Genomic DNA, 11,182 nt, shown 5'->3' with positions numbered 1-11,182 from the left:
CCCTGCGCGCGATGCGCAGGGGGCCTTCGTCCGTTCGGGCCGCACCGGCAGCGCCGGGGCGTGGGGAACCCCGCCCCCGCATCCCCGGACCGCGACACGATCCGCGCGCCGGACGCGGAGCGAACGCGAGCGGCCACACACCCGCCACCCTTCGGGGCGCCCGGCTGAGCACGGGTCCTGGCACCAGGACCCACTCCTGCTCAGTCCCCGGGAACGGTCAGCGCTCCTCGTCCGCCTCGCCCTCGCGCCGCTTCTTCTTGCGGTCGTCGTTCGTCCCGTCCGGGCCGAGGCCCACCAGCGCGTCGCCGAAGGCGTAGGCCAGGCCGGCCACACCCTTGACGATCTTCCCCGCCACGTACGCGAGCTCTTCCACGGCGCCTCCCCGTTTGCCTTCTGCCCTGCGTGTCCTAGTCGGCCGCTACCGCGGCCCTTGCCGCCGTCCCGGCGGCCGGAGCCGCCTCGGGCCGGACCGTCAGCGCGGCGTACACCGCACCGCCGACCAGCCCCGACAAGATGAAGCTGCAGTCCACCCCGCCGGTGAGGGCCAGCAGCGGGCCCTCGTACAGCGGGGTCGACACCGCGGCCAGTCCGACCGCCGCACCCGCCGCCCAAGAGGCGGTGGCGCGGAGGTTCCACCCGCCGCTGTACCAATAGACGCCGCCGCGGGCCCTGCGGTTGAACACCTGGAGGGATTCGGCGTCGTACCGGCCCCGGCAGCGCCGGTAGCCGATCAGCGTGATCACGGCCCAGGGGGTGCCGATCGCGGTGAGCAGCAGTACGAAAGAGGTCATCGCGGACTGCACGTCCCACTCGAAGGAGCCGACGAAGACGAACGCGGTGGCGACGGCGGCGGCCACCAGCGTGGCCGTGGTGCGGGTGGCCCGGGGCACGATCGCGTCGAGGTCGAGGCCCATGGAGTAGAGCATGAGCCCGGCGTTGCCGATCGACCCGGCCGCGGCCGCGAGCAGCAGCGGGAGCAGGTACCACGAGGGCGCGGCGGCGACGAGGGGCCCGGCGTAGTCGGCCCCGGCCCGGGCGGCGAGCGCGGTGTACGTGCCGAAGAGCTGCGGTACCAGCAGGCCGGCGAGCAGCCCGAGGCAGGTGGACCAGTACACGGAGCGGGACCCGTGCCGGGCGGGGGAGATGTAGCGGGTGTAGTCGCCGAGCAGGGTGATGAAGGCGACGGGCCCGCTGAGCCCGGCCGCGACGGCGGCGAGCAGCCAGGTCGGCCAGAAGGAGCCCAGCAGGTAGGGGGTGTCCGGCGGCGCGGCCGTGGTGAATCCGGGGGCGTACGCGTACACGCCGACGGCCAGCAGCACGACCATGCCGAGGGAGAGCAGCTTGCTCATGCGCAGCAGCAGCCGGTAGCCGAAGACCGCCGCGACCACGGTGAACACGGCCAGCCCCCCGTACATCAGGGTCCGTGTCGCGCCGCTGTCCGGCAGTCCGGTGAGGCGGGAGAGGGTGCCGGCCATCACGTCGCCGCCGATCCACAGGGTCAGTGCCGTGTAGCCGAGGGAGAGCAGCAGGCCGACGACGGAGCCGACGAGACGTCCGCGTACGCCGAAGTGCGCGCCGCTGGAGGTGGAGAGGTTGGTCGCCGTGCGCAGGGATACGAGGGCGAGCGGCGCGGTGAAGGCGATGCCGGCGAGGGTGCCGGTCACGATGGCGGTGACCGACGGTACGAGGCCCAGTCCGAAGGACGGGGGCAGCCAGCCGAACACGATCACGCCGAGGCAGAGATTGGAGCCGAGCAGGATCGACATCAGGTCGCGGGGACTGCTCGTCCGCTCCCCCTCGGGGATGGTGTCGACTCCGCGCTGTTCGATGGGCATGGGGGACTCCCTTGGCAGGGCGGGGGGTGGTGGCACATTGTTTGAGCGCCATTCAATGTGACCTGCCCCTTGCCCTCAGGTCAATCGTTCCGGGGCAACGATTAAGAGGTTAGAGTGATGCTCTAACTCCTCGATTGCAAAGGTGGTGGATCGGCGTGCGGCTGACCCCTACGGAGCGCGACCGGCTGCTGCTGCGCAGCGCCGCGGAACTGGCCCGGGCCCGGCGGGGCCGGGGCCTCAGGCTCAACGTCCCCGAAGCCACCGCCCTCATCGCGGACACGGTCTGCGAGGCCGCACGCGACGGGAAGCGCCTGGCGGAGGCCATCGAGGAGGCCCGCAGCGTGCTCGGTCCCGACGACGTCCTGCCCGGCGTGGCCGACGTGGTCACCGAGGTGCACGTGGAGGCCGTCTTCGACGACGGCTCCCGCCTCGCCGTGGTGCCGGCCCCGATCCGGGGCGCGGTCCTCCTCGGCGACGACGCCCCCGGGGCGGTCGTGCCCGGCCCCGGGTCCCCACAGCCGGAGCCGGCGGTACGCCTGCACGTGCGCAACACCGCCCCCGTCCCGGTGAGCGTCACCTCCCACTTCCACTTCTTCGAGGCCAACCCCCGCCTCGACTTCGACCGCGCCGCCGCCTACGGCATGCGCCTGTGCGTCCCCGCGGGCTCGTCCGTGCGGTTCGACCCGCACGGCGAGGCCGAGGTCGGGCTCGTCCCCATCGGCGGCGACCGCATCGCCATCGGCTTCGCCGGGCTGGTCGACGGCCCGCTGGACGCCCCCGGAGCCAAGGCTCAGGCGCTGTCCAGGGCACGGGCCTGCGGCTACCTCGGCGCCCGCGCCGACGAGGGCGGCGCCGACCAGAGCGACGACGACCGAGGTGACGACGGCCGAGGCGGCTACGGCCGAGGCGGCGACGGCCGGGGCGACGTCGACCAAGACCCCCACGGCCACTCGAACGGCCCGGAAGGAGCCAGCGCATGAGCAGGCCCACCAAGCACGGCGACCACTGCGCACCCGGCAGCCGGCACATCGACCCGCACGAGTACGCCGCCGTCTTCGGCCCCCGCGCCGGGGACCGGGTCCGGCTCGGCGACTCCGGGCTTACCGTCCGCGTCGAGCACGACGCACAGGCCCCGGGCGACGAGTTCCTGGCCGGCTTCGGCAAGACGGCCCGCGACGGCCTGCACCTCAAGGCCGCCGCCGTCCGGGAGACCTGCGACGTCGTCATCAGCAACGTGCTGGTCATCGACGCCGTCCTCGGCATCAGGAAGGTTTCCGTCGGCATCCGCGAGGGCCGCATCCACGCGATCGGCCGGGCCGGCAACCCCGACACCCTCGACGGCGTGGACGTCGTCGTCGGCACCGGCACGAGCATCGTCTCCGGCGAGGGCCTGATCGCCACCGCCGGCGCCGTGGACACCCACGTCCACTTGCTCTCCCCGCGCATCATGGAGGCCTCGCTGGCCGCCGGCGTCACCACCGTCATCGGCCAGGAGTTCGGCCCCGTTTGGGGCGTGGGCGTCAACTCCCCGTGGGCGCTGAAGCACGCGTTCAACGCCTTCGACGCCTGGCCCGTCAACATCGGCTTCCTCGCCCGCGGTTCGTCCTCCGACGCCGCCCCGCTGGTCGAGGCCCTCGCCGAGGGCGGCGCCTCCGGCTTCAAGGTGCACGAGGACATGGGTGCGCACACCCGGGCCCTGGACACCGCGCTGCGCGTCGCCGAGGAGCACGACGTCCAGGTCGCCCTGCACTCGGACGGCCTCAACGAATGCCTGTCCGTCGAGGACACCCTGCGCGTCCTGGACGGCCGCACCATCCACGCCTTCCACATCGAGGGCTGCGGCGGCGGGCACGTCCCCAACGTGCTGAAGATGGCCGGCGTGCCGAACGTCATCGGCTCCTCCACCAACCCGACCCTGCCCTTCGGCCGGGACGCGGTCGCCGAGCACTACGGCATGATCGTCTCCGTCCACGACCTCAAGCCGGACCTGCCCGGCGACGCCGCCATGGCCCGCGACCGGATCCGCGCCGGCACCATGGGCGCCGAGGACGTCCTGCACGACCTGGGCGCGATCGGCATCACCTCCTCCGACGCCCAGGGCATGGGCCGGGCCGGCGAGACCGTCCGCCGCACCTTCGCCATGGCCGCCAAGATGAAGGCCGAACTCGGCCCGCTCGCCGGCGACGGCGAGGGCGACGACAACGCCCGTGTTCTGCGCTACATGGCCAAGCTCACCATCAACCCGGCCATCGCCCACGGGCTCGCCCACGAGATCGGCTCCATCGAGGTCGGCAAGCTCGCCGACATCGTGCTGTGGCGCCCCCAGTTCTTCGGCGCCAAGCCCCAGCTCGTCCTCAAGTCCGGCTTCCCCGCGTACGGGGTCACCGGCGACCCGAACGCCGCCACCGACACCTGCGAACCGCTGGTCCTGGGACCCCAGTTCGGCTCGTACGGGGCCACCGCCGCCGACATCTCGGTGGCCTTCGTCTCCGCCGCCGCAGCCGCCCTCGGCTCCGACGCCATGCCCACCCGCCGCCGCCGCGTCGCCGTCCGCGGCACCCGCGGCATCGGACCCCGGGACCTCCTGCTCAACTCCCGCGTCGGCGCAGTCGACGTGGACGCGCGCAACGGGCTCGTCACCCTCGACGGCGAGCCGCTGCGCTCCTCGGCGGCCGACTCGGTCTGCCTCAACCGCCTGTACTTCCTTTGAGCAGCACAGCTTTTGACCAGCGCAGCCTTTGACGAGCACAGCCCTTGACCAGCACAGCCTCCAGCCAGCCCAGCCCGAAGGACCCCGCCATGACCAAGCCCGCCGCCGACGGATTCCGCATGCCCGCCGAGTGGACGCCCCACGAGCGCACCTGGATGGCCTGGCCGAGCCCGAACCCCACCTTCACCGACGAGGAGGAGCTCGCCGAGGCCCGTGCCGCCTGGGGCGCGGTGGCCCGCGCGGTGCGCGCGTACGAGCCCGTCACCCTCGTGGTGTCCCCGGGCGACGCCGAGGGCGCCCGCGCGATCGCGGGCGCCGGCGCCGGCCACGAGCTCACCGTCGTCGAGCGGGAGCTCGACGACGCCTGGATGCGCGACATCGGCCCGACCTTCGTCACCGGCGACCACGGCGAGCTGGCGGCGGTGGACTGGACCTTCAACGGCTGGGGCGCCCAGGAATGGGCCCGCTGGGAGCACGACTCGAAGATCGCCCGGCACGTCTCGGACCTCGTCGGTACCCGCACCTTCAGCACCCCGCTGGTCAACGAGGGCGGCGCCATCCACGTGGACGGCGAGGGCACCGTCCTGCTCACCGACACCGTCCAGCTCGGCCGGGGTCGCAACCCCGGCTGGACCCGCGAGGAGGTCGAGGCCGAGATCCACGCCCACCTGGGCACCACCAAGGCGATCTGGCTGCCGTACGGCCTGGCCGGCGACTACGGCACGTACGGCACCCAGGGCCACGTCGACATCGTGGCCGCCTTCGCCCGGCCGGGTGTGGTGATGGTGCACACCCAGCCCGACCCGGCCCACCCGGACCACGAGCGCTGCAAGACGATCGCCGCCCTCCTGCGCGCGTCCACCGACGCCCGGGGACGCCGGCTGGAGGTCGTCGAGATCCCGGCGCCGACGGTGCTGGAGGAGGACGGGGAGTGGGTCGACTACTCCTACATCAACCACTACCTGTGCAACGGAGGCGTGGTGCTGTGCGCCTTCGACGACCCGCGGGACGAGGAGGCGGCCGAAATCTTCCGCGGCCTGTTCCCGGAGCGGACCGTCACCCTCGTTGACGCACGTACGATTTTCGCCGGGGGTGGCGGTATCCACTGCATCACCCAGCAGCAGCCGAAGGTCTGACCGGAGGCGGACCGACAGCGGAAACGACGAGGAGCAGCCCATGGCGGCGGGTGGAGCACGCGCGGCACGGAAGAACGCACCGCCGCGCGAGGACGTCCTCGCCGCTGCCATGGCCACGATCGCCGCGCGCGGCCTGGAGGGCCTCACCATGGCGGGCCTGGGCCGCGAGGTCGGCATGAGCAGCGGCCACCTCCTCTACTACTTCGGCAGCAAGGACGAGCTCCTGCTCCAGACCCTGGAGTGGAGCGAGGCCGCGCTCGGCGCCGAGCGGCGGGCCCTGCTCGTCCGCCGCGGCCCGGCGCGCGAGCGCCTGGACGCGTACGTGGACCTGTACGTGCCCGAGGAGGCCCGCGACCCGCACTGGACGCTGTGGCTGGAGGTCTGGAACCGCTCGCAGAACGCCGGCCCCGGCGAACGCGACCGGCAGGCCGCCATCGAGGGCGCCTGGCACCGCGACCTGGTGGCGCTGCTCGCCGAGGGCGTCTCGCGCGGAGAGTTCCGGGCGGTGGACCCCGACCGCTTCGCGGCCAGGCTGCGGGCCCTGCTGGACGGTTTCAGCATCCAGGTCGCCGTCGGCCTGCCCGGGATCGGGCGGGAGGACATCCTGGCCCACGTCTCGGAATTCCTGGACCAGTCGCTCGTATCGTGAGACGCCCCGGCGTCCGACGGCACCGTGTGCCAGACTGCGAGCGTGCTTGCTCAGCTCATGATTATCGGCAGCAGCGCGCCGGTCCGCAGTGACCGCTGAACCGTGGAAGACCTTCGCGGCGGCGGCCACCGTGCCCCAGACCCGCGCGCAGACCTCTCGCACCCGCGAGGGGTCTTTTCGTTTTACCGGCTCCCATCCTGCCGGGACGACCATGCGCGCGATGATGGGGGCAGTGGATCCCGGGCATCCGGAACCACTCATCCGACAGGAGTCAGACCAGCATGACGACGACAGAGGCGACAGCGCCGGACGCGGCCCGGGGACCCGACGACAGCTTCCACGTCTTCGACACCACCCTGCGCGACGGCGCCCAGCGCGAGGGCATCAACCTCACCGTCGCGGACAAGCTGACCATCGCCCGGCACCTGGACGAATTCGGAGTGGGCTTCATCGAGGGCGGCTGGCCGGGTGCCAACCCGCGGGACACCGAGTTCTTCGCCCGCGCCCGCGCCGAGATCCAGTTCAAGCACGCCCGGCTCGTCGCCTTCGGCGCGACCCGGCGGGCGGGCGGCTCCGCCGCCGAGGACCCGCAGGTGCGGGCCCTGCTGGCGTCCGGCGCCCCGGTGATCACCCTGGTCGCCAAGTCACACGACCGCCACGTCGAGCTCGCCCTGCGCACCACCCTGGACGAGAACCTGGAGATGGTCCGCGACACCGTCTCCCACCTGGTGTCCCAGGGGAGGCGCGTCTTCGTCGACTGCGAGCACTTCTTCGACGGCTACCGGGCCAACCCCGAGTACGCGAAGTCCGTCGTCCGCACCGCCCACGAGGCCGGCGCCGACGTGGTCATCCTCTGCGACACCAACGGCGGCATGCTGCCCGCGCAGATCAACGCCACCGTCTCCACCGTGCTGGCCGACACCGGGGCCCGCCTCGGCATCCACGCCCAGGACGACACCGGCTGCGCGGTGGCCAACACCCTCGCCGCCGTCGACGCGGGCGCCACGCACGTCCAGTGCACGGCGAACGGATACGGCGAACGCGTCGGCAACGCCAACCTCTTCCCGGTCGTCGCCGCGCTGGAGATCAAGTACGGGCGCCGGGTGCTGCCCGACGGGGCGCTCTCCGAGATGACCCGCATCTCGCACGCCATCGCCGAGGTCGTGAACCTGACGCCGTCCACGCACCAGCCCTACGTCGGCGTGTCCGCCTTCGCGCACAAGGCGGGCCTGCACGCCTCGGCCATCAAGGTCGACCCGGACCTGTACCAGCACATCGACCCCGAGTTGGTCGGCAACACCATGCGGATGCTGGTGTCCGACATGGCGGGCCGCGCCTCCATCGAGCTCAAGGGCAAGGAGCTCGGCGTCGACCTCGGCGGCGACCGTGCCCTGATCGCCCGGGTCGTCGAGCGGGTCAAGGAGCGGGAGCTGGCGGGCTACACGTACGAGGCCGCCGACGCCTCCTTCGAGCTGCTGCTGCGCGCCGAGGCGGAGGGCCGCGCCCGCAAGTACTTCCGTACGGAGTCGTGGCGGGCCATCGTCGAGGACCGCCCCGACGGCACCCACGCCAACGAGGCCACGGTCAAGCTGTGGGCCAAGGGCGAGCGGATCGTCGCCACGGCGGAGGGCAACGGCCCGGTCAACGCGCTGGACCGGGCCCTGCGGGTGGCCCTGGAGCGCTTCTACCCGCAGCTGGCCAAGTTCGAGTTGACCGACTACAAGGTCCGCATCCTGGAGGGCACCCACGGGACGGAGTCCACGACCCGGGTCCTGATCTCGACGACGGACGGCACCCGCGAGTGGTCCACCGTCGGCGTCGCCCCGAACGTGATCGCGGCCTCGTGGCAGGCCCTGGAGGACGCCATCACGTACGGCCTCCTGCACGCGGGCGTCGAGCCCGCCGAGTGACCGCGGCCAACCCGGACGCTCGCCCCAGCAGGCGGCGCGCGCCTTCTTCCGGAACTCCTTCCGGCCGACGGCGCGCCCGCCGGCCCGGACCTCGCCCGGCTCCAGCCCGGCGAGGTCGGCAGCCGTGAAGTGCACGAGGGGCGGCGGCGTGAAGAGGGGGAACGATTCCTCCCCGGTGGCGGCGGCGGTTCCGGCGTCCTCCGAGCCCGGGCCCCCTCCGGCCGGCTGATCAGGCGGACCGAGGGGAAGCGGGTTCCCGAGCAGGGGGCGAGGGTCGCCCGCGGTCGTCCGTCGTCCAAGTCGTGGACCGCCACGAGGTTCAGGACTGCCGGGCCGCATCCGCCCGGCAGTCCCCCCATCAGCACCACGGCCGTCAGCCCCGCCGTCCGTCCTCCCCGCATCCGCGCCACCCACCGGGGCCGCACCGTACGGGCGGCCGAGGCGCCCGGCAGCCATCCCTCATGTCTGATTCGCCCGGAAAGGTGATGGTTCCGGTAGCGTCGGGAGTATGAGGACCAGGCTGATATCCGCACTTTCCGGGCTCCTGATGGCCCTGTCCGCCCTCGTCCTCGCGAGCGCCCCACAGGCGTCGGCGGCGACCGGGCCCGAAGCCGTGGCGGAAGCCCTCAAGCAGGGCCCCGTCTACGTCGACCCGCGCGCTGCGGCGCAGCTGCCGAAGGACGAGGCGGACGCGCTGGCGAAGAAGATAAAGGACGCGGACAAGCCGGTGTTCGTCGCCGTGTTGCCGAACACTCCGGACTTCCCGGCCGACAGCGTGCTGCGCACGGTCCGCACCGAGACGGGCGTGACCGGGCTGTACGCGATCCGACTCGGCGACGGGTTCAATGCCGGTGCCGACCCCGTGGTCATGTCCCCGAACGCCGTGCGCAACCTCACCGACGCGGTGAAGGCGGGCGGGCCGGTGGACGCGGACACGCAGCTGAACAACTTCGTCGACCAGGCCCTCCTGCAGGCCAGGGGCTCCGCCCCTGCCTCCTGGAGCGGCGGCGCCGGCCCCGACGGCGGCGTGCCGGTCGGTGGGCTCGTCACCCTCGGCGCGGTCGCCCTGATCGGCGGCGGCGGTGCGTACGCCCTGGTGCGCCGCAGCCGCAAGAGGAAGGAGGAGGCGGAACGCGAAGCCGTGGAGAAGCTGCGCAAGGTCGTCGACGAGGACATCACGGCCTTCGGCGAGGAGCTCGACCGACTGGACTTCCACCCCGCGGAGCCCGCCGCCGACGACGCGATGCGGGCGGACTACTCCCGGGCCCTCGACTCGTACGAGAAGGCCAAGGACATCATGGCCGCGGTGCAGCATCCGGAGGAGGTCAGGGGGGTCACCCAGGCCCTGGAGGACGGGCGCTTCGCCCTGGCCAGCCTGGACGCGCGGCGCCAGGGCAGGGCGCTGCCCGAGCGGCGTCCGCCCTGCTTCTTCGACCCGCGGCACGGGCCCAGCACCGAGGACGCCGACTGGGCGCCGGCGGGCGGGGCCGCCCGCAGTGTGCCCGTGTGCGCGGCGGACGCCGTCCGGTTGCGCGAGGGCCATGACCCGATGGTCCGGACGGTGGACACCGAGTACGGGCCGCGCCCCTACTACGACGCCGGTCCCGCGTACGGCCCCTGGGCCGGCGGGTACTTCGGCGGAGGCGTGCTCCCCGGCCTGCTGATGGGCACCATGCTCGGCTCCATGATGGCGCCCGGCCACGCCTATGCCTCCGACTTCGGCGGCTATGGGGGCGGGGACGTCTCCGGCGCCGACTTCGACCCCTCGGGCTTCGGGGGAGGGGACTTCGGCGGCGGAGGGGGCTTCGACGGCGGGGGCGGCTTCTAGGCCGCCCCCGGCTCCGGTGGGACGGGCGCGTGGTGCACGACGGTCCCGCGGGGAACGCAGAGCTCCGGATCAGGCCTGCCGCACGGCCGAGATGTCGAAGGTCAGCTTCACCTTGTCGCTGACCATGACACCGCCGGCCTCCAGCGCGGCGTTCCAGGTCAGGCCCCAGTCCGAGCGCAGGATCTCGGCGGAGCCCTCGAAGCCGACGCGCTCGTTGCCGTAGACGTCCGTGGCGGAGCCGTTGAACTCCAGGTCGATGGAGAGCGGCCGCGTCACGTCCTTGATCGTCAGGTCTCCGGTGATGCGGTAGGTGTCCGCGCCGACCCGGGCCGCCCCGGTGGAGCGGAAGGTCATCAGCGGGAAGGTGTCGGCGGCGAAGAAGTCGTCGCCGCGCAGGTGGGCGTCGCGGTCGGCGATGCCGGTGTCCACGGAGGCGATCTTCACGTCGATGGACGCGGTGGAGCGGGAGGGCTCGCTGCCGTCCAGGTGCAGGCTCCCGGAGTAGTCGCCGAAGGTGCCGCGGACGTTGGTCACCATCGCGTGGCGGACGGTGAAGCCGATGCTGCTGTGGGCGGCGTCGATCGCGTAGTCGCCGGTGAGGGCGGCCAGGCCCGGGTTCACGTCGAGGGTGGCGACGGTGGTGGCGGCGTCCTGCTGGCTGCGGCGGGTGAACAGACCCATGACTCTCTCCTCGGTGGGGGTGGCGGTGTCGAGGTTGTTGAACCTTCAACGAGAACGACGGTAGACCCATTCAGTTCAAATTTCAACATCTGGTCGCGGTGTCGGGTCGTTTTGTGGAACCACCACAACCGGCAGCCGTCTCGCCTGGTGGTCCCCATGCACCCGTTCGTGGTTCTGTGCGGGCCAGACAGCGGAACACGGCCGAGACTGTGTAGAACCAACGGAGGTTTTTCATGGTCGGCTTCGTAAGGTCGGTACATGACCGTTGTGGACCAGACTCCGAGCGAGCCGACGGACGCCCGCGGGCGCGTGGCCGAGCTGCACTCCCTGCGCGAGCAGGCGCGGCGTGGACCGAGTGACCGGGCGACCGAGGCCCAGCACGCGAAGGGCAAGCTGACCGCGCGCGAGCGCATCGCACTGCTCCTCGACGAGG

The 11,182-nt window shown here is 72.5% G+C and carries 9 protein-coding genes and 1 pseudogene; 7 read left to right on the top strand and 3 right to left on the bottom strand.

What is annotated here, in order from left to right:
• Positions 1 to 217: 217 nt before the first annotated feature.
• Together ACFV7Q_RS36425 and ACFV7Q_RS36420 are read right to left on the bottom strand one after the other, a co-directional pair.
• Positions 218 to 373, bottom strand: a complete 156-nt coding sequence (locus tag ACFV7Q_RS36425) for a hypothetical protein (RefSeq protein ID WP_385435221.1) — start codon at positions 371 to 373, stop codon at positions 218 to 220.
• Between the two features lie 34 nt (positions 374 to 407).
• On the bottom strand, positions 408 to 1,835 hold the full coding sequence (locus ACFV7Q_RS36420; RefSeq protein WP_385435220.1) for a cytosine permease: 1,428 nt from the start codon (positions 1,833 to 1,835) through the stop codon (positions 408 to 410).
• Positions 1,836 to 1,990: 155 nt separating this feature from the next.
• On the opposite strand from ACFV7Q_RS36420, the gene ureA reads away from it, so the two are divergent.
• The 6 genes from ureA (at position 1,991) to ACFV7Q_RS36390 (ending at position 10,068) form a co-directional block, all read left to right on the top strand.
• Positions 1,991 to 2,815 carry an urease subunit gamma gene (ureA, locus tag ACFV7Q_RS36415; protein WP_385435219.1) on the top strand — a complete coding sequence of 275 codons (825 nt, stop codon included), beginning with the start codon at positions 1,991 to 1,993 and terminating at the stop codon, positions 2,813 to 2,815.
• The gene (locus tag ACFV7Q_RS36410) at positions 2,812 to 4,545 is read left to right on the top strand and encodes an urease subunit alpha (protein WP_385435218.1); all 1,734 of its coding nucleotides are present in this window, start codon (positions 2,812 to 2,814) and stop codon (positions 4,543 to 4,545) included. Before ureA ends, ACFV7Q_RS36410 begins: the two co-directional genes overlap by 4 nt.
• A gap of 89 nt (positions 4,546 to 4,634) precedes the next feature.
• Complete coding sequence (locus ACFV7Q_RS36405) at positions 4,635 to 5,681, top strand: agmatine/peptidylarginine deiminase (protein ID WP_385435217.1); 1,047 nt, start codon at positions 4,635 to 4,637, stop codon at positions 5,679 to 5,681.
• Between the two features lie 40 nt (positions 5,682 to 5,721).
• Positions 5,722 to 6,330 carry a TetR/AcrR family transcriptional regulator gene (locus tag ACFV7Q_RS36400; protein WP_385435216.1) on the top strand — a complete coding sequence of 203 codons (609 nt, stop codon included), beginning with the start codon at positions 5,722 to 5,724 and terminating at the stop codon, positions 6,328 to 6,330.
• Between the two features lie 281 nt (positions 6,331 to 6,611).
• A complete protein-coding gene (cimA, locus tag ACFV7Q_RS36395; RefSeq protein WP_385435215.1) occupies positions 6,612 to 8,240 on the top strand; it encodes a citramalate synthase in 1,629 nt (542 codons plus the stop codon).
• Between the two features lie 508 nt (positions 8,241 to 8,748).
• Positions 8,749 to 10,068: a hypothetical protein gene (locus ACFV7Q_RS36390; RefSeq protein ID WP_385435214.1), complete on the top strand. Its 1,320-nt coding sequence runs from the start codon at positions 8,749 to 8,751 to the stop codon at positions 10,066 to 10,068.
• A 69-nt stretch (positions 10,069 to 10,137) separates the two neighbouring features.
• Here the strand turns inward: ACFV7Q_RS36390 and ACFV7Q_RS36385 are convergent, their stop codons facing one another.
• The gene (locus tag ACFV7Q_RS36385) at positions 10,138 to 10,749 is read right to left on the bottom strand and encodes a YceI family protein (protein ID WP_385435213.1); all 612 of its coding nucleotides are present in this window, start codon (positions 10,747 to 10,749) and stop codon (positions 10,138 to 10,140) included.
• 258 nt (positions 10,750 to 11,007) lie between these two features.
• Here ACFV7Q_RS36385 and ACFV7Q_RS36380 point away from each other — a divergent pair.
• Positions 11,008 to 11,182, top strand: a pseudogene (locus ACFV7Q_RS36380) (methylmalonyl-CoA carboxyltransferase); the annotation flags it as partial.

The sequence above is a fragment of the Streptomyces sp. NPDC059851 genome, from assembly GCF_042732005.1.
Classification (GTDB): Bacteria; Actinomycetota; Actinomycetes; order Streptomycetales; family Streptomycetaceae; genus Streptomyces.
This window is presented reverse-complemented; position numbering and strand designations above follow the sequence as displayed.

Excerpts from the sequence above, each read along its gene's own strand:
- ACFV7Q_RS36420 (WP_385435220.1), bottom strand. The coding sequence starts at position 1,835 with ATGCCCATCGAACAGCGCGGAGTCGACACCATCCCCGAGGGGGAGCGG.
- ACFV7Q_RS36410 (WP_385435218.1), top strand. The coding sequence starts at position 2,812 with ATGAGCAGGCCCACCAAGCACGGCGACCACTGCGCACCCGGCAGCCGG.
- ACFV7Q_RS36405 (WP_385435217.1), top strand. The coding sequence starts at position 4,635 with ATGACCAAGCCCGCCGCCGACGGATTCCGCATGCCCGCCGAGTGGACG.
- ACFV7Q_RS36400 (WP_385435216.1), top strand. The coding sequence starts at position 5,722 with ATGGCGGCGGGTGGAGCACGCGCGGCACGGAAGAACGCACCGCCGCGC.
- cimA (WP_385435215.1), top strand. The coding sequence starts at position 6,612 with ATGACGACGACAGAGGCGACAGCGCCGGACGCGGCCCGGGGACCCGAC.
- ACFV7Q_RS36390 (WP_385435214.1), top strand. The coding sequence starts at position 8,749 with ATGAGGACCAGGCTGATATCCGCACTTTCCGGGCTCCTGATGGCCCTG.
- ACFV7Q_RS36385 (WP_385435213.1), bottom strand. The coding sequence starts at position 10,749 with ATGGGTCTGTTCACCCGCCGCAGCCAGCAGGACGCCGCCACCACCGTC.